Consider the following 18,141-nt stretch of genomic DNA (forward strand, 5'->3'; position numbering starts at 1 on the left):
GTGTCTGTTTATCGATGCCATTATTTTGAATGGCAGATTATAACGGATGATACAGCAGTTAAATGCTGGTTGTTTGTTTATTTTGTCAGGTTTATAGTTTTTCATGATTTTCATGGAGAGTTTGATCCTGGCTCAGGACGAACGCTGGCGGCGTGCTTAACACATGCAAGTCGAACGATGACGGTGGTGCTTGCACCACCTGATTAGTGGCGAACGGGTGAGTAACACGTGAGTAACCTGCCCTCCACTTCGGGATAACCTCGGGAAATCGTGGCTAATACCGGATATGAGCACTCATCGCATGGTGGGTGCTGGAAAGATTTATCGGTGGGGGATGGACTCGCGGCCTATCAGTTTGTTGGTGAGGTGATGGCTCACCAAGACGATGACGGGTAGCCGGCCTGAGAGGGCGACCGGCCACACTGGGACTGAGACACGGCCCAGACTCCTACGGGAGGCGACAGTGGGGAATATTGCACAATGGGCGAAAGCCTGATGCAGCGACGCCGCGTGGGGGATGACGGCCTTCGGGTTGTAAACCCCTTTCAGTAGGGAAGAAGCGAGAGTGACGGTACCTGCAGAAGAAGCGCCGGCTAACTACGTGCCAGCGACCGCGGTAATACGTAGGGCGCAAGCGTTGTCCGGAATTATTGGGCGTAAAGAGCTTGTAGGTGGCTTGTCGCGTCTGCCGTGAAAACCCGAGGCTCAACCTCGGGCGTGCGGTGGGTACGGGCAGGCTAGAGTGTGGTAGGGGAGACTGGAACTCCTGGTGTAGCGGTGAAATGCGCAGATATCAGGAAGAACACCGATGGCGAAGGCAGGTCTCTGGGCCATTACTGACACTGAGAAGCGAAAGCATGGGTAGCGAACAGGATTAGATACCCTGGTAGTCCATGCCGTAAACGTTGGGCACTAGGTGTGGGGGACATTCCACGTTTTCCGCGCCGTAGCTAACGCATTAAGTGCCCCGCCTGGGGAGTACGGCCGCAAGGCTAAAACTCAAAGGAATTGACGGGGGCCCGCACAAGCGGCGGAGCATGCTGATTAATTCGATGCAACGCGAAGAACCTTACCAAGGCTTGACATGCACTGGACGGTCGCAGAGATGTGGCTTTCTTTGGACTGGTGCACAGGTGGTGCATGGTTGTCGTCAGCTCGTGTCGTGAGATGTTGGGTTAAGTCCCGCAACGAGCGCAACCCTTGTTCTATGTTGCCAGCACGTGATGGTGGGGACTCATAGGAGACTGCCGGGGTCAACTCGGAGGAAGGTGGGGACGACGTCAAATCATCATGCCCCTTATGTCTTGGGCTTCAAGCATGCTACAATGGTCGGTACAATGGGTTGCGAAACTGTGAGGTGGAGCGAATCCCAAAAAGCCGGCCTCAGTTCGGATTGGGGTCTGCAACTCGACCCCATGAAGTCGGAGTCGCTAGTAATCGCAGATCAGCAACAGTCGCGGTGAATACGTTCCCGGGCCTTGTACACACCGCCCGTCAAGTCACGAAAGTCGGTAACACCCGAAGCCAGTGGCCCATCCTCGTGAGGGAGCTGTCGAAGGTGGGATCGGTGATTGGGACTAAGTCGTAACAAGGTAGCCGTACCGGAAGGTGCGGCTGGATCACCTCCTTTCTAAGGAGCATCACCAATATTGGTGGCCATCGTCGTCTGCGAGTGTCAGGCGGGTGGTTGCTCAAGGGTGGAACATCGATGAATAGGCACTTCGCTCGTCGCGCTGAGCGCTAGTACTCCTTCGGGATGGAACGCGTGAGGGCATCGGGTTCGAGGTGGAGACACGCTATTGGGTTGTGAGGTCGCACGCGCCCCCGTTTGTGGGGGTGTGTGGCTGGTCCCCCCGATCATGACTGTCCTTTGGATGGTGGTGGTAGGTGTGGGGTTGTTTCTTGAGAACTGTATAGTGGACGCGAGCATCTTGTAAGCAATTTTTAAGCGCAAAGTGTCTTTGTGTTGCCGTAAGTTTTAAAGGGCGCACGGTGGATGCCTTGGCACAAGGAGCCGACGAAGGACGTGGGAGTCTGCGTTAAGCCTCGGGGAGTTGACAACCGAACTGTGATCCGAGGATGTCCGAATGGGGAAACCCACCACGAGTCATGTCGTGGTACCCGGCCGCTGAATGTATAGGCAGTGTGGAGGGAACGCGGGGAAGTGAAACATCTCAGTACCCGCAGGAAGAGAAAACAAATAGTGATTCCGTGAGTAGTGGCGAGCGAAAGCGGAGGAGGCTAAACCTGGTCTGTGTGATACCCGGCAGGGGTTGCAGGTCAGGGGTTGTGGGACGTGTCTGTGGGGTCTGCCGGCCTTGCGACGTGTACGCGCAGTGGTAGTCGAAGCCGTGGTGAGTGCGGTGGCGTAGAGGGTGTGACCCCCGTAGACGAAACCAGTGCGTGGCGTGACGCTGTTCCCGAGTAGCACCGGGCCCGTGAAATCCGGTGTGAATCTGCCAGGACCACCTGGTAAGCCTGAATACTACCTTGTGACCGATAGCGGACAAGTACCGTGAGGGAAAGGTGAAAAGCACCCCGGGAGGGGAGTGAAATAGTACCTGAAACCGTGCGCTTACAATCCGTCGGAGCCTTGAGGGGTGACGGCGTGCCTTTTGAAGAATGAGCCTGCGAGTTAGTGGTCGGTGGCGAGGTTAACCCGTGTGGGGTAGCCGTAGCGAAAGCGAGTCTGAACGGGGCGTTCAGTCGCCGGCTCTAGACCCGAAGCGAAGTGATCTATCCATGGGCAGTGTGAAGCGCGGGTAAGACCGCGTGGAGGCGCGAACCCACTTCAGTTGAAAATGGAGGGGATGACCTGTGGATAGGGGTGAAAGGCCAATCAAACTTCGTGATAGCTGGTTCTCCCCGAAATGCATTTAGGTGCGGCGTTGCGTGTTTCGTGCCGGAGGTAGAGCACTGGATAGGCGATGGGCCCCACCGGGTTACTGACCTTAGCCAAACTCCGAATGCCGGTACGTGAGAGCGCAGCAGTGAGACTGTGGGGGATAAGCTTCATGGTCGAGAGGGAAACAGCCCAGAACATCAGCTAAGGCCCCTAAGCGTGTGCTAAGTGGAAAAGGATGTGGAGTTGCTGAGACAACCAGGAGGTTGGCTTAGAAGCGACCACCCTTGAAAGAGTGCGTAATAGCTCACTGGTCAAGTGATTCTGCGCCGACAATGTAGCGGGGCTCAAGCACACCGCCGAAGCTGTGTCACTCAGGATTTGTCCTGGGTGGGTAGGGGAGCGTCGTGCGGCCGGTGAAGCCGCGGGGGAACCCAGTGGTGGAGGCTGTACGAGTGAGAATGCAGGCATGAGTAGCGAAAGACGGGTGAGAAACCCGTCCGCCGATTGATCAAGGGTTCCAGGGCCAGGTTTATCCGCCCTGGGTTAGTCGGGACCTAAGGCGAGGCCGACAGGCGTAGTCGATGGACATCGGGTTGATATTCCCGAACCGATCGTAGGAGGACCCATACCGAGGCGGCTGATGCTAACCACCCGAGCTGTCACCGCACCCTTCGGGGTGTGGATGGTGGTGAGGCTGGGAACCAAGGTCGTAGTAGGTCAGCGCGTGGGATGACGCAGAGAGGTAGCTTCCGCGGACTTAATGGAATAGTCCGTCTAAGCGTGCGACCCGGCCCCGGGTAATGCTGGGGCCATGAGGGTGAGACGTGATGGGGATCCCGTATGGGCGTAGGTGAGTGATCCTGTACTGCCTAGAAAAGTTCCGGCGTGACGAATACGGTCGCCCGTACCCTAAACCGACTCAGGTGATCAGGTAGAGAATACCGAGGCGTTCGAGAGAATCGTGGTTAAGGAACTCGGCAAAATGCCCCCGTAACTTCGGGAGAAGGGGGGCCCGATCCGTGAGAGCGGAGAGGGCCGCAGAGACCAGGGAGAAGCGACTGTTTACTAAAAACACAGGTCCGTGCGAAGTCGTAAGACGCTGTATACGGACTGACGCCTGCCCGGTGCTGGAAGGTTAAGAGGACCGGTTAGAGCTCTTCGGAGTTCGAAGCTGAGAATTTAAGCCCCAGTAAACGGCGGTGGTAACTATAACCATCCTAAGGTAGCGAAATTCCTTGTCGGGTAAGTTCCGACCTGCACGAATGGCGTAACGACTTCTCCACTGTCTCAACCGCGAACTCGGCGAAATTGCATTACGAGTAAAGATGCTCGTTACGCGCGACAGGACGGAAAGACCCCGGGACCTTTACTATAGTTTGATATTGGTGTTCGGGACGGCTTGTGTAGGATAGGTGGGAGACTGGAAAGCATTCACGCCAGTGAGTGTGGAGTCGTCGTTGAAATACCACTCTGGTCGTTCTGGATTCCTAACCTCGGTCCGTGATCCGGATCAGGGACAGTGTCTGATGGGTAGTTTAACTGGGGCGGTTGCCTCCTAAAGAGTAACGGAGGCGCTCAAAGGTTCCCTCAGCCTGGTTGGCAATCAGGTGTTGAGTGTAAGTGCACAAGGGAGCTTGACTGCGAGACAGACATGTCGGGCAGGTGCGAAAGCAGGAACTAGTGATCCGGCACCTCATTGTGGAATGGGTGTCGCTCAACGGATAAAAGGTACCCCGGGGATAACAGGCTGATCTTGCCCAAGAGCTCATATCGACGGCATGGTTTGGCACCTCGATGTCGGCTCGTCGCATCCTGGGGCTGGAGTTGGTCCCAAGGGTTAGGCTGTTCGCCTATTAAAGCGGTACGCGAGCTGGGTTTAGAACGTCGTGAGACAGTTCGGTCCCTATCCAGCGCGCGCGTTGGATATTTGAGAAGTCCTGTCCCTAGTACGAGAGGACCGGGATGGACTGACCTCTGGTGTGCCAGTTGTTCTGCCAAGGGCATGGCTGGTTGGCTACGTCGGGAAGGGATAACCGCTGAAAGCATCTAAGCGGGAAGCCTGCTTCGAGATGAGATATCCTTGCACCCTTGAGGTGTGTGAGGCCCCCAGTAGATGACTGGGTTGATAGGCCAGATGTGGAAGCACAGTAATGTGTGGAGCTGACTGGTACTAATGGCCGATGACTTACAGCAACATTCTTTGTGCGTGTTGTTTGCTGTGTGTGTTCGCGTCCACTGTGCGGTTCTTGGGGAACAACCCTCTTTGCCGGCACCTTTTTTGGTGTGGGTGGGTGGCTGGTTGTGTCTCATCGTGTTACGGCGGTCATAGCGTCGAGGAAACGCCCGGTTCCATTCCGAACCCGGAAGCTAAGCTCGATCGCGCCGATGGTACTGCACTCGGGAGGGTGTGGGAGAGTAGGTCGCCGCCGGACATCTTCACTGGGAGTGGAGGAGCGCTTGAACCCCTGAAACGGGTGTTCGCCTCCTCCACTCCCTTTTTTCATGCCCGCGAACAGGGAGAGTGCCCGTGAGCGAGGACATTCGCCGGTCACGGGCCCTTCTGCGGGAATCGGGGCGCTTCTTTCGGGCGCGTGCCGGCGCGTCGTTCTCCTCGCGCCAGCGGGACCAGCCGGCGTAGGCGCCGTCGACCTCGGTCGCCTCAAGGCCGGCCCGAGGACGTTCTGACGCTTCATCCGTCCGAAGTAGGCGTGGGCATCGGGCTGACTGTCCAGGAGGTCCTTGACGAAGCCCTGCTCGTCGTCGGCCGCGAGATGCGGAGCCCACCAGGCGAAGCTCCGCTCATACCCGACCGTCGTGGAGGGCACGGCCCCGAGGGACTTCCCACAGGCCGAGCCGGCGCCGTGGCCCGGGAGCACCTGGACATGGTCGGGGAGGGAGAGGAACACGTCCCGCAGCGAGGCGAAGAGGCGCCGTGCCCCGTCGATGCGCGTGTCCTTCATACCGGCCGCCTCGTCCAGCAGATCCGCCCGCCCAGATCGCCTGCGAAGACGAAGTCCCGCTGAGGAGATGCCCGGGGCTCGGCGCGAAGGAGGTGTCGGTGATGAGGAACGAGAGATGCTCCGGGGTGTGCCCGGCGTGTGGCGGGCGGTGATCGTGACCACGCCGAGCTCGATCGTGTCGCCGTCGTGGAGGCGCTCGGCCGGGAAGTCGTACTGCCAGTCCTCGCCACCCTCCCCCGGGACATAGGCGGTCGCGCCCGTCGCCGCGGCGAGCTCGCGCGTCCCGGAGAGGAAGTCCGCATGGACATGGGGCTCGGTCACGGCGACGATCCGCAGACCTCGATGCCGGGCGAGGTCGAGATAGACGACGATGTCGCGCCGCGGATCGACCACGAGCGCCTGCCGCTGTCCTGGCAGGCGACGAGATAGCTCGCCTGGGAGAGGCCCTCGTCGTAGAGGCGTTCGAGGAGCACGGCTCCTCTTGGTGGCTGCGAGGCACGGTGACCGGGCGGGGCCGTCCAAGTGGCCGGGGACCCAAACGCTTTCGAGGGTACGCCCCGTTCCCGAGGGACACACGGCGGGGATCGCGGAGAGGAACCGGCGGGGATCGCGGAGTGGGACGGGTGCGCGTCGCGGCGCCGAGCGGGAGACAGAGCGCCGAGATCGGAGGGGGCGAGCGGTGCGCGACGGGAGGGCTCCGGGCAGTGCGCCGGCGCGCCGGCGCAGGGTCCGCGAAGCCGAGCACCGTCGGTTCCCGGAGTCTGGGAGCCCCGTGAAAGCAGTCACGGATGATGCCGTTACCCGAGGGTCAAGGGCATGCTCTGGCTTAGAGTCGCCGGGAGACAAACGCATAGGGCGCACAGGGCGAGACGAAGAGGCGGGCGGTCCAGGTGGCTGAGCACAGCAACAACGGGAGCGACCGCGGCCGGGACGACTGGGGTCGTGACGGTCGGCGGCGGGACGAGCGAGGCTCGACGCCTCGATCCGGCGCGTCCGCCGGCGGCCGCGCCGGGGGTCCTCGAGGCCGCCGCGACGTAGGCCCCTCCCGCGACGGAGGAGCACGCCGCGAGGGCGGACCCCGCCGGGACGGCGACCGCCCCTATCTCACCCGTCAGGACGACCGCCCCCGTCACGATGACCGTCCGCGTCGGAACGATCGCCCCCGCGCCGACGGCGCGGGCCGCCGCGAGAACCGCCCCTACCGCGAGGACCGGGGCCGGTGGCAGGATCGCCCGCACCGGGAGGACCGCCCGCGCAGGGAGGGCGAGCGCCGCGACGACACCCGCGGACGGGACGACCGTGCTCGCCGCGACGACCGCCCCTGGCGCGAGAACCGTCCCCCGGGCGGGGAGCGCGGGGACCGCTATGCAGGGCCGCGCCGCGAGGACCGCGGTCGCCGCGACGATCGGCCGCGCCGCGACGATCGGTCCTGGCGCGAGGACCGCGACCGACGGGGGAGCGGCGAGGAGCGTCGCGGAGGTACTGGTCAGCGCCGGGACGACCGGCCCTGCCGTGATGATGGACCCCGCCGCGGCGGCCAGGACCGTTTCGACGACCGCCGGGGCGGCTCGCGCGACCGGGGCCGGGACGCGGGCCGCCGTGAGGACCGTCGCAGCGGCCGTCCGGGCGAGGAGCGGCGCGCCGATCGGCCGATCGAGCCGCGCGTGCCCGAGGGCATCACCGGCCGCGAGCTCGACAAGGAGACACACGCGGAGCTGCGGGGCCTGAGCAAGGAGACCGCGGAGCGCGTCGGTCGCCATCTCGTCTCCGCCCAGCTCCTCGAGGACACCGACCCCGAGACCGCCCTCGCCCACGCCCGCTTCGCCGCCCGTCTCGGCGGACGCGTCGGCATCGTGCGCGAGGTCTACGGCATCTTCGCCTATCACGCCGGCGACTACCGCACCGCATCCCGTGAGCGCGCACCGCGATGCGCATCACCGGGCGCACCGATGTCCTGCCGATGATCGCCGACTGCGAGCGCGGCCTCGGCCGGCCCGAGCGCGCCCTGGACATCGCGGCCTCGGAGGAGGCCGCCGCCCTCGGGGTCGAGTCCGCGATCGAGCTGATGATGGTCGTCGCTGGCGCCTACGCCGACACCGGTGACGTCCAGACCGCCCTGCGCACGCTCGAGATCCCGGCCCTGCGGCACAAGATCGACGGTCGCTGGCAGGTGCGGCTCTGGGTCGCCTACGCCGACCTCCTCGAGCGCGCGGAGCGCGAGGACGAAGCGCGCGCGCTGGATGACGCTCGCCGCCGACGCGGACACCGAGGGCCTCACCGATGCCGCCGAGCGTCTCGGCCGTCCGGCTCCCGCGCCCGCCGAGGCGCCCGTCCTGGAGGGCGACGAGCAGATAAGCGTGCTCGACGCCTTCGACCCCTACGCGCAGGACGACCAGGACGGCGCCGACGATGCAGAGGACGGCGACGTCCCGGTGGATGCCGGCGCGGACGCCGACGCTTATGAGGCAGGCGACGTCGACGGAGCGGAGAGCGCGGCGGAGGCCGCCGACGACACCGAGCGTCGCGACGCGGACGACACCGAGGGCGACGGCGCGGAGGACGGCGACGCGATCGTGACGGCGGAGAGCTCCGACGAGGCCGACCGCCCCGGCGCCCCGGAGTCCGAAACCCGGGAGGAGTCCGCGTGATCCGCCGGCCCGACCCCTCGCTCCTGGACCTCCACGACGCGCCGCTGTTCGACCTCGACGGCACCCTCATGCACGGCGCCCGGCCGATCCCGCACGCCGTCGAGGCGGTCGAGACCGCCCGGGCCGCCGGCCGCTCCGTCGTCTTCGCGACCAACAACGCCTCCCGCACCCCGCGAGCAGGCCGCCGACCACCTCGCCGTGATCGGCCTCGAGGCGAGCCCCGAAGAGTTCGTGACCTCCCCGCAGGTCGCCTCGCGCCTGCTCGCCGAGGACCTCGCCCCCGGCGCGAAGGTGCTCGTCGTCGGCGGACCCAGCCTCGCCGACCAGCTCCGCGCCGACGGGCTCGAGCCGGTCGAGACGGATGCCGAGGACGTCGTCGCCGTGGTCCAGGGCTGGTCCCCGGACCTCGGCTGGGCGCGCCTGGCCGAAGGGGCCTACGCGATCCGCCGCGGCGCGCGCTGGATGGCCACCAACGTCGATGCGACCCTGCCCACCGAGCGCGGCCTCGCCCCCGGCAACGGCTCCCTCGTCGCCTCCCTGCGCCACGCCACCGGCGCCGAACCCGAGGTCGCCGGCAAGCCCGAGCCGGGCATGTTCACCGTCGCCGCGACCCGGATCGGCGCCCGCCGCCCGCTCGTGGTCGGCGACCGGCTGGACACCGACATCGAGGGCGCCGTCCGTGCCGGGATGGACTCCCTGCTCGTCCTCACCGGCGTCGACACGGTCGAGACCGCCCTGCACGCCGAGCCGGTGCGGCGCCCCACGTTCATCACCCCGGACCTCGCCGGGATCGCCGCACCCTTCCCGCGCCCGTCGTCGACGGGGACGGCGCCCGCGCGGCGCCGTCTCGGTGCGCCGCGAGGGCGAGGACATCGCCGTCGTCCACGGCGAGGCCGACGACCCGCGCGTCGCGCGGGCCGTGCTCTCGCTGCGCGCACGACCCATCCCGAGCACGCCTGGCCGGGACGCCTGCTGAGCCGCGACGGGGCCACCGCCCTGCCCGCCGCGGCCGCCGCCCGGTGAGCGGGGACCGGCTCGACGTCGCGCCGCTCGAAGCTGGCCTCGCACGGTCCCGCACCCACGCCCGGCGCATCGTCGAGGAGGGACGCGCGCGGATCGACGGGCGCCGGGCCGACAAGCCCTCGGCCCCCGTCCCCGACGGGGCGCGCCTGACCGTCGTCGACGTGCCCGACGGCATCGAGTACGCCTCCCGTGCCGCGCACAAGCTCGCCGGCGCGCTCGATCTGCTCGAGCTCGACCCTCGCGGCCTGCTCTGCCTCGACGCGGGCGCCTCGACCGGCGGGTTCACCGACGTCTGCTGCGCCGCGGCGCCGATCGCGTGATCGCCGTCGACATCGGCCACGACCAGCTCGCCGACCATGTGCGCGAGGACGCCCGCGTCGAGGTGCGCGACGGCACGAGCGTGCGCGACCTCACCCCGGGCCTGCTCGGCGCCCGCGTCGACCTCGTCGTCGCGGATCTCTCCTTCATCTCCCTGCGCACCGTCCTGCCGGCCCTTGCGGGCGTGACCGCGCCGCACGGGGAGCCGCTGCTCATGGTCAAGCCCCAGTTCGAGGTCGGGCGGCAGGCGCCGCCCCGCACCGGCGTGGTCACCGATCCCGCCGCCCGGATCCGCGCCGTGGAGGGCGTGGTCGAGACCGCCGCCGAGCAGGGGATCGAGCTCGCGGCGATCGGCCCCAGCGCCCTGCCCGGCCAGGACGGCAACCGCGAGTACTTCGTGCACCTGCGGCCCGCCCGCTCGGTCCGGCCGCATGCCGCAGGGGCCACCGCGCCCGGCTCGTCCTGCACGCCGGATGCGCAGGCCTATGACATGATCGGATCTGCCGTGGGTGGGGCACTCCCGCGGCGCCGCTGCGACCAGAACGCCCCCGAGGAGGACTGACCCATGCGACGGTTCCTCCTGTACGTGCACACCGGCCGTCGGGCGGCGCGCGCGCCATGCTCACTGTCCTCGAGGAGCGCGCCGCCGGGGCGTGCGCGCGGTGGTCGTCGACGAGCAGGTCGACGAGGTCCTCTCCCTGCCCGAGGACGAGGCGCCGCCGCGCCTGCTGACCTTCCTCACCAACGGCGGCGTGGACGTGCTCGACGCCGTCTCGGCCGCGGACGCCGTCGAGCTCGGCATCGTCCTCGGCGGCGACGGCACCATCCTGCGCGCCCTCGAGGCCGTGCGCGAGGCCGACATCCCCGTCCACGGCGTGAACCTCGGCCATGTCGGCTTCCTCGCCGAGAGCGAGGTCGAGGACCTCTCCATCACCGTCGCCCGGCTCCTCGACGGCGACTACGAGATCGAGAAGCGCTCCACCCTGGACATCGCCGTCCTCGACGAGCACGACGAGCAGATCGGGCACCACTGGGCGCTGAACGAGGCGTCCCTGGAGAAGGCCGACCGGCAGAAGATGATCAACGTCGCGATCGAGATCGACGGCCGGCCCGTCTCGAGCTTCGGCGCCGACGGGGTGTCGCTGTCCACCCCGACCGGGTCGACCGCCTACGCGTTCAGCGCCGGCGGTCCCGTCATCTGGCCCGAGGTCGACGCGATGATGCTCATCCCGCTCGCCGCCCACGCCCTCTTCGCCCGGCCGCTGGTGCTGGGACGCTCCTCCGAGATCGCCGTCGAGATGACCATGGACAACCGCGACGACGCGATCCTCACCCTCGACGGGCGCCGCGGGGAGGACATCGTGGCGGGGATGCGGATCGAGGCGCGGCTCTCCGCGCACTCGGTGCGTCTGGTCCGCCTCGCCCCGACCCCGTTCGCCGATCGACTGGTCGAGAAGTTCCAGCCGCCCGTCGTGGGCTGGCGGGGCCGCGGCCCGCGCACCCGCTGAAGGGCGCGCCGTGCTGTCCACCCTGCGCATCCGCCACATCGGCGTGATCGACGACGCCCTGCTCGAGTTCGGGCCGGGATTCACCGCTCTGACCGGCGAGACCGGCGCCGGCAAGACCATGATCGTCACGGGCCTGACCATCTTCGCTGGGCGGTCGCCTGGACCGAGGCCGCACCCGCGGCTCCAGCACCGTCGACGGGACCCTCGCGCTCGCCGGGCACGGGGAGCTCGCGGACGCGATGGACGAGCTCGGCGCCGAGGAGGAGGACGGCGAGGTGCTCGTGGTGCGCCGTCTGACCCGCGACGGCCGCTCCCGCGCCCAGATCGGCGGGGTCCCCGTCCCGATCGGGACCCTCGCCCGGCTGGTGGGCACCGCGGTCACCGTGCACGGCCAGTCCGACCAGCGGCGTCTGCGCGACCACGACGCACAGCGCGAGGCCCTGGACCGCTTCGGGGCCGCCGAGATCGAGCCGGCTGCTCGAGCGGCACCGCACGATCTGGCGCGAGCGCACCGCCCTCACCGAGCGCCTCGCCGAGCTCGACACCCTGCTCGCCGAGCGGGAGCGCCGCGGCACCGTCCTCACCGAGGCGCTGGAGCGGCTCGAGCAGGCCGACCCCCAGGCGGGGAGGACGACGCGCGCGCGCCGAGATCGAACGGCTCGGCAACGCCGAGGAGCTCCGCGGCGCCGCCGGGCAGGCCGCGCTCGCCCTGGTCGGCGACGACGACGGGCCCGCCGCCGGATCCCTGCTCGACATCGCGGGGGAGGCCCTCGCCCGCGCCGCCCGCACCGACGGCACCCTCGTCCCCCTCACGGAACGGCTCGACGCGCGCGGATCGAGCTCTCCGACATCGCCGGGGAGCTCTCCAGCTACGCCGACGGGATCGACGCCTCACCCGGACGCATCGAGGAGGCCAACGAGCGCCTCCACGAGCTGACCGTCCTGGTGCGCGACCTCGGCGCCCTCGTCGCCGGGACGGGACGGCCCCGCAGAGGACGTCACCGCACTGCTCGAGACCTCCCGCACCGCGGCGCAGGAGCTCGACCGCTTCGAGGGCGCGGAGGAGGAGCGCGGCACCGTCGCGGCCCGCCTCGAGCGGCTCGAGACGGAGCTCGACGCGGCCGCCGAGGAGCTCACCGCGGCACGCACCGAGGCCGCCGGCGCCCTCTCCGGCGCGGTCCAGGAGGAGCCGCGCCACCTCGAGATGCCCGATGCGGAGATCCGGGTCGACGTCACGGGGCGCGCCCACCGCTCCCACGGCCGGGACGAGGTCGCGATCCTGCTCGCCCCCCATCCCGGCGCCGACCACCTCCCTGTCGCGCAGGCCGCCTCCGGCGGCGAGCTCTCCCGCGTCATGCTCGCCCTCGAGGTGGCGCTGGCCTCCTCCCGCAGCGACCGCACCGCCGCGCCCGTGTTCGTCTTCGACGAGATCGATGCGGGCATCGGCGGGCGCGCCGCCCTCGCCGTCGGCCAGCGCCTCGCACGCCTGGCCCGCCACGCCCAGGTCATCGTCGTCACCCACCTCCCGCAGGTCGCCGCCCACGCCTCCACCCACCTGCAGATCGTGAAGACCTCGCAGGACGGTGCGACCAGCTCGACCGTGGAGACCCTGGACCGGCCGGGCCGGATCCGGGAGCTCGCCCGGATGCTCGCCGGGGACGACGCCTCCGACGTCGCCCTCGCCCACGCCGAGGAGCCGCTAAACGAGGCCGGACGGACGAGGCCATGAGCGCGGCCCGCACCGAGGGCGTGGCCCGCCTCGGCAAGCGCACCAAGGACCTCACCAAGCGTCTCCGCCCCGGCGAGATCGCGATCATCGACCACGAGGACATCGACCGGGTCGCTGCCGAGGCGCTCCTCGAGCGGGAGCCGGCCGCGGTCCTCAACGTCGCCGCCTCCACCTCCGGCCGCTACCCCAACGCGGGCCCGCGCATCCTCGTCGACGCCGGGATCGTGCTCGTCGACTCCCTCGGGGACGAGGTCTTCGAGGGGATCCGCGACGGGGAGCGGATCACCGTCGAGGACGGGCGGGTCTTCGCTCGAGGGGGAGCCGATCGCCGAGGGCGCCCGGCAGGACGACGCGAGCGTCGCCGCCTCCCAGGAGGCGTCCCGGGAGGGGCTCTCCGAGCGGCTCGAGCTGTTCGCCGAGAACACGATGGAGTACATGCTCCGCGAACGGGACCTGCTGCTGGACGGGATCGGCGCGCCCGAGGTCGCCACCCGGATGGACGGCCGGCCGGTGCTGATCGTGGTGCGCGGCTACCACTACAAGGAGGACCTGGCGACCCTCAAGCCCTTCCTGCGCGAGAACCGCCCCGTGATCATCGGGGTCGACGGCGGCGCGGACGCGGTGCTCGAGGCCGGGTTCCGCCCCGACATGATCATCGGCGACATGGACTCCGTCTCCGACCGGGCCCTGCGCTCCGGCTCCGAGCTCGTCGTCCACGCCTATCGCGACGGCCGCGCCCCCGGGATGGAGCGGCTGGCGGAGCTGGGGCTGGCCGAGGGCGCGGTCTCCTTCCCCGCCTCGGGCACCAGCGAGGACATCGCCATCTTCGCTGGCCGACGAGAAGGGCGCCTCGGTCATCGTCGCCGTCGGCACCCACGGCACCCTCGAGGAGTTCCTCGACAAGGGCCGTGCCGGCATGAGCTCTACCTTCCTCACACGTCTGCGCATCGGCTCCAAGCTCGTCGACGCGAAGGGCGTCTCCCGCCTGTACCGTCAGAGGATCTCCACCTTCCAGCTCGTCTCGCTGGCGCTGGCGGGTCTGGCCGCGCTCGCCGTGGCGCTCTGGGCCACCCCGGGCGGTCAGGCGCTCGTGCAGATCCTCTTCGCCCGCCTCGACGGGCTCCTGTCCTGGTTCACCACGCTGTTCACACCCCGGGCCACCGGGTCGTAGGAGGGTCCCGCCCCCGTGATCGACTTCCGCTACCACCTCGTCTCGCTGATCTCCGTGTTCCTCGCGCTCGCCGTCGGCATCGTCCTCGGCGCCGGGCCGCTGCGCGAGAACCTGGGCGACCAGCTCGCCGGCCAGGTCGAGCGGCTGCGCACCGAGCAGGAGCGGCTGCGCACCGAGGCCGAGCGGCTCGCCGGCGAGAACGACCAGCTCTCCTCGTTCATCACCGAGGTCGGGCCGGAGCTCGTGGACGGCACCCTCGAGGGGCGCGGATCGCGGTCCTCACCGACGACGACTCCACCCGCGCCTCCACCGAGCGGATCACCTCGCTGCTGGACGCGGCCGGCGTCGAGCAGACCGTGCACGTCGAGCCGCAGAGCGCGCTGTGGGAGCCGGGACGCGAGCAGGCGCGGGCCGACGCGGTCGCCGCGGCGGAGCAGATCGCGCCCGAGGCGCTCACGGCCGTCGGAGGAGGAGGAGCTCACCGACTCCGAACGCCTCTCCGCGCTGATCCCCGGGCCGCTGGCCGGCGGCGAGGGCGATCCCCTGGACGAGGAGTCGCGCGGACAGATGTGGCAGGTGCTCATCGAGCACGGGATGGTGAGCGTGGACGGCGGGGCGCCGGGCACGGTCGACGGGGTCGTGCACGCGAGCGCCGCCCCCGAGGAGCTCGCCGTCGACACCGACGACGACCAGGCCGCCGCCGAGCGCGCCCAGGGGCCGCTCGCCTCCCGCACCAGCATGCTCACCGCCCTCGCCGGGACCGGCCTGCCTGCGGTGGTCTCCGCCGTGACGCCCGCGAACGACGCCTCCACCGGCATCCTGCGCACCGTGCGCGGGGAGGCGACCTACGACGCGCTGTCGACCACGGACCGGTCGCAGGAGCCCGACGGGCCGGTCCTTTCCGTGCTCGCGCTGGTCGAGCAGACCCGCGGCGCCTCCGGCGCCTACGGCACCACGGCCGATGCCGCCGAGCGTCTCCCCGCCCTGCCCGAGACCGCCCAGGTCGGCACCGAGGGCGACGGCTCCGGGGGCGTCGGCACCGAGGGCGGGGCCGCGCCGTCCGACGGCGGGGGAGCGGAGTGATCGCCGCCCTGCGCGCCGAGCTCGCCCGCACCAACTTCGCCGGACGCGAGGTGAGCCTCGCCGAGGGTGCGCTCGTGGTCGCGGGCACCTGCGCCCTCGGACGGCGCACGGGCCGCCCCCTGGACCTCCTCGCGCTCGCCGGGATCGGCGGGCTCGGGCCGCTCGACGACCTGCTCGAGCCGCATCAGCGACGCGCCGGCCGCCCGGTCTCCAAGGGGGCGCGCGGGCACCTCGCCTCGCTCCGCTCCGGCCGGGTGACGACGGGGGCCGCGAAGGCGCTCGGCATCCCCGCCCTCGCGCCGCTCGCCGCGGCGGGCGGCCCGGCCCCGCGCGGCGGTGCGATGGTCCCCGTGGACGCCGCGCTCACGGCGGGGCGCGCGAACCTCGCCAACCTGCTCGACCTCCGCCCCGGCCGTGCGCTCAAGGCTGTCTCGCCGCCCGCCGCCCTGCTCGCGCTCACGGCCGGGCAGGACGAGCGCGCCCGCAGCGGTGCGGGGCTCGCTGTCGCGGCCCTGCTTCCCGGGGTGCTCGCGGCGCCGGCGGACCTGCGCGAGCACGGCATGCTCGGCGACGCGGGCGCGAACGTGCTCGGCGCCGCCGTGGGCGCCGCCGCGACCCGCACCCTCCCGGCCCCTGCCCGTCTCGCGCCGCTCGGCGGGGTCGTCGCGCTGACCCTGGCCAGCGAGAGGGTGAGCTTCAGCGCGGTCATCGACCGCACTCCGGCGCTGCGAGCGCTGGACCGCGCAGGCCGGTCGCCCGTGTCCTCCCGCGCCGTGGACGGCTCCGCCGTCCCTGGGACGACCGACGGGCCCGCCGCGCCATCGGAGCCGGCGAGGACGTCCAGCGACCCGGACGACGCGGAGGAGGCACGATGAACGGGACCGACACCGCGTCGGAGGCGCGGCCCGTGCCCTCGCCCCGCGGCGGCCGCATCGCCCGCTCCGTGCGCGGTGCGGGGATCATCCTGATCGTCACCGTGTTCGCACGGATCGCGGGCTTCGTGCGCTATCTCGTGTTCGGCGCGAGCGTGGGCGCCGGCGACGTGGGCACCGCCTACACCACCGCCAACATGCTCCCCAACGTGCTCTTCGAGATCGTCGCGGGCGGGGCGCTCGCCGCGGCCGTCGTGCCGCTCATCGCGGGCCTCGTGCCCGAGCGGGACCCCGAGGAGGCGGAGGGGACGGCCGACGTGCCCGTGCCTGCGCCCGCCGCCGGGACGACCGCGGTCCCGCGACCGTCCACGGCGACGCCGGAGCCCACGACCCCGGCCCCCGGCTCTTTGGCGTCGCCGCAGAGCGCCTCCTCGCCCGACTCGCCGACGCGCCCCGTCCCCGCCGGTGCGGCGCTCGCCGACCGGATCGTCTCGGCGCCGCTGACCTGGACGGTGATCGGCACCCTGCTCCTCGCCGCGCTCGTGATCGCCCTCGCCGAGCCGCTCTCGCAGCCGCTGCTCGCCTCCGACCAGACCGGGGCGGCCGGCGTCGGCCTCGGCGCGACGCCGCTGCGGATCTTCGCGGTCCAGTCGCCGTTCTACGGGGTCTCCGTCGTGCTGGCCGCCTACCTCCAGGCCCGGCGGCGCTTCCTCTGGCCGGCGATGATGCCGCTGCTGTCCTCCCTGGTGGTGATGGCGTCCTATCGCGTGTACGCCCTGCTCGTGCCGTCGGTCGCGACGGTCTCCACCATCGAAGGCGCCGCCGTGCAGTGGCTCGGCTGGGGCACCACCGCCGGGGTCGTCGTGATGGCGCGCCCGTCGCGATCGCCTCCGCCCGGGCGGGGCGCGCGTCCGCCCCTCGCTGACCATGCCCGCCGCGCACGCACGGCGCGCCCTCGCCCTCGGCGGAGCGGGGCTCGGCGCGGTCGGCGCCCAGCAGATCGTGCTCGCCCTGGTGATCTCGCTGGCCATGCGCGCGGGCGGCGTCGGCACCCTGCCCGTCTTCCAGTACGCCCAGGCGCTCTACCTGCTCGCCCTACGCGGTGCTGGTGGTGCCGCTGGTGACCTCCGTCTTCCCGCACCTGTCCGAGCCGCGCCTGGTCGGGGACGTCACCGGCTTCGCCCGTGTCGCCGCCGTCTCGGTGCGCACCGTCATCGGCGTGTCCGTGGTCGGGGCGGCGATGCTCATCGCGGCCGGCCCGGCGCTCGGCCAGTTCTTCCGCCACATCGACCGGGCCGAGGCGACCGGGGTGGGCTCCGCGACCGCGGGCCTCGCGCTCGGGCTGGTCGGCTTCGCCGTGGCGACCCAGTGCACCCGCATCCTCTCCGCGGCCGCGCGCGCCGGGACGCGCTGATGGTCGGCGCGGTCGGCTGGGGCATCGCCCTGGTCGCCCTGCTCGTCCTGGTGCCGCCCAGCCCCGCCCGCTCCGCCGCGGAGGCGGCCACCGCCTTCGCCCTCGCGATCGCGGCCGGCATGGCGGTGGGCGGCCTGGTCGGTCTCTCCCGCATCTGGGACATGCTCGAGCACGGCGGCCACGAGCGACAGGTGCGCCGCACCGCCCTCGCGGTCCCCGTCGCCGTGCTCGTCGGGGCGGTGCCGGGACTGCTGCTGGGCCGTCTGCTGATCACGGTCGACACCGGCGAGGTGCTCACCGTGCTCTACGGCATCCTGTGCGGGCTGGTCGCGGCCGTGCTCTCCGCCGCGGTGCTCGGCGCGGTGGACCGGGAGCTCGCCGTCGGCGTGCTGCGACGCCTGCGGAGGGCGGGCTGATGCGCGTCCTGCTCGTGCGCCCCACCGCCAGCGGGGGACTGGCCGCGCACGTCGACCAGGAGCTCGCGGCGCTCGAGAGCGCAGGACGACGCGTCGCCGAGGCGCCGGTGCGGATCCGCGAGCGCCCCAGCCCCCGGCACGACGCCGCGACCGT

General features: G+C 69.8%; 11 protein-coding genes, 3 rRNA genes and 3 pseudogenes. 16 read left to right on the forward strand and 1 reads right to left on the reverse strand.

Annotation, left to right across the window (positions count from 1 at the left end):
* Window positions 1-109: 109 nt before the first annotated feature.
* From WKH84_RS00005 to rrf, 3 genes are all read left to right on the forward strand, one after another.
* A 16S ribosomal RNA gene (locus tag WKH84_RS00005) occupies window positions 110-1,630 on the forward strand.
* Between the two features lie 339 nt (window positions 1,631-1,969).
* Window positions 1,970-5,038: ribosomal RNA gene (locus WKH84_RS00010) — 23S ribosomal RNA — on the forward strand.
* Window positions 5,039-5,160: 122 nt separating this feature from the next.
* Window positions 5,161-5,277: ribosomal RNA gene (gene rrf / locus WKH84_RS00015) — 5S ribosomal RNA — on the forward strand.
* Together the 16S, 23S and 5S rRNA genes form the textbook arrangement of a ribosomal RNA operon.
* Window positions 5,278-5,505: 228 nt before the next feature.
* On the opposite strand, the pseudogene WKH84_RS00020 reads toward rrf, so the two are convergent.
* Window positions 5,506-6,278, reverse strand: a pseudogene (locus tag WKH84_RS00020) (MBL fold metallo-hydrolase); the annotation flags it as partial.
* A 417-nt stretch (window positions 6,279-6,695) separates the two neighbouring features.
* Here WKH84_RS00020 and WKH84_RS00025 point away from each other — a divergent pair.
* The 13 genes and pseudogenes from WKH84_RS00025 (at window position 6,696) to WKH84_RS00085 (ending at window position 17,987) form a co-directional block, all read left to right on the forward strand.
* On the forward strand, window positions 6,696-7,769 hold the full coding sequence (locus WKH84_RS00025; protein ID WP_341855245.1) for a hypothetical protein: 1,074 nt from the start codon (window positions 6,696-6,698) through the stop codon (window positions 7,767-7,769).
* A gap of 276 nt (window positions 7,770-8,045) precedes the next feature.
* Window positions 8,046-8,453 carry a hypothetical protein gene (locus WKH84_RS00030; protein ID WP_341855246.1) on the forward strand — a complete coding sequence of 136 codons (408 nt, stop codon included), beginning with the start codon at window positions 8,046-8,048 and terminating at the stop codon, window positions 8,451-8,453.
* Between the two features lie 198 nt (window positions 8,454-8,651).
* On the forward strand, window positions 8,652-9,476 hold the full coding sequence (locus WKH84_RS00035) for an HAD-IA family hydrolase (RefSeq protein ID WP_341856718.1): 825 nt from the start codon (window positions 8,652-8,654) through the stop codon (window positions 9,474-9,476).
* A 68-nt stretch (window positions 9,477-9,544) separates the two neighbouring features.
* A pseudogene (locus WKH84_RS00040) lies at window positions 9,545-10,356 on the forward strand (TlyA family RNA methyltransferase); the annotation flags it as partial.
* Window positions 10,357-10,447: 91 nt separating this feature from the next.
* Window positions 10,448-11,302 carry an NAD kinase gene (locus WKH84_RS00045; RefSeq protein ID WP_341855247.1) on the forward strand — a complete coding sequence of 285 codons (855 nt, stop codon included), beginning with the start codon at window positions 10,448-10,450 and terminating at the stop codon, window positions 11,300-11,302.
* Between the two features lie 10 nt (window positions 11,303-11,312).
* Window positions 11,313-12,239, forward strand: coding sequence for an AAA family ATPase (locus tag WKH84_RS00050; protein WP_341855248.1), 927 nt, complete (start codon window positions 11,313-11,315; stop codon window positions 12,237-12,239).
* A 69-nt stretch (window positions 12,240-12,308) separates the two neighbouring features.
* Window positions 12,309-13,031 (forward strand): hypothetical protein, encoded by a 723-nt coding sequence (locus WKH84_RS00055; protein ID WP_341856719.1) that lies wholly within the window; start codon window positions 12,309-12,311, stop codon window positions 13,029-13,031.
* Window positions 13,028-14,202, forward strand: a pseudogene (steA, locus tag WKH84_RS00060) (putative cytokinetic ring protein SteA). Before WKH84_RS00055 ends, steA begins: the two are co-directional and overlap by 4 nt.
* Window positions 14,203-14,217: 15 nt before the next feature.
* Window positions 14,218-15,285, forward strand: a complete 1,068-nt coding sequence (locus tag WKH84_RS00065; RefSeq protein ID WP_341855249.1) for a copper transporter — start codon at window positions 14,218-14,220, stop codon at window positions 15,283-15,285.
* A complete protein-coding gene (locus WKH84_RS00070; protein ID WP_341855250.1) occupies window positions 15,282-16,160 on the forward strand; it encodes a hypothetical protein in 879 nt (292 codons plus the stop codon). Before WKH84_RS00065 ends, WKH84_RS00070 begins: the two co-directional genes overlap by 4 nt.
* Window positions 16,157-17,281 carry a hypothetical protein gene (locus WKH84_RS00075; protein ID WP_341855251.1) on the forward strand — a complete coding sequence of 375 codons (1,125 nt, stop codon included), beginning with the start codon at window positions 16,157-16,159 and terminating at the stop codon, window positions 17,279-17,281. Before WKH84_RS00070 ends, WKH84_RS00075 begins: the two co-directional genes overlap by 4 nt.
* A complete protein-coding gene (locus tag WKH84_RS00080; RefSeq protein ID WP_341855252.1) occupies window positions 17,266-17,571 on the forward strand; it encodes a hypothetical protein in 306 nt (101 codons plus the stop codon). Before WKH84_RS00075 ends, WKH84_RS00080 begins: the two co-directional genes overlap by 16 nt.
* On the forward strand, window positions 17,571-17,987 hold the full coding sequence (locus WKH84_RS00085) for a hypothetical protein (RefSeq protein WP_341855253.1): 417 nt from the start codon (window positions 17,571-17,573) through the stop codon (window positions 17,985-17,987). The genes WKH84_RS00080 and WKH84_RS00085 overlap by 1 nt, the downstream gene beginning before the upstream one ends.
* Window positions 17,988-18,141 lie beyond the last annotated feature (154 nt).

This window comes from Brachybacterium sp. GPGPB12 (assembly GCF_038396325.1).
GTDB classification, from domain to species: Bacteria; Actinomycetota; Actinomycetes; order Actinomycetales; family Dermabacteraceae; genus Brachybacterium; species Brachybacterium conglomeratum.

What these genes read in the sequence shown, in the direction of transcription:
- WKH84_RS00030 (WP_341855246.1), top strand. Translation starts at nt 8,046, where the DNA reads ATGACGCTCGCCGCCGACGCGGACACCGAGGGCCTCACCGATGCCGCC.
- WKH84_RS00075 (WP_341855251.1), top strand. Translation starts at nt 16,157, where the DNA reads ATGAACGGGACCGACACCGCGTCGGAGGCGCGGCCCGTGCCCTCGCCC.
- WKH84_RS00085 (WP_341855253.1), top strand. Translation starts at nt 17,571, where the DNA reads ATGGTCGGCGCGGTCGGCTGGGGCATCGCCCTGGTCGCCCTGCTCGTC.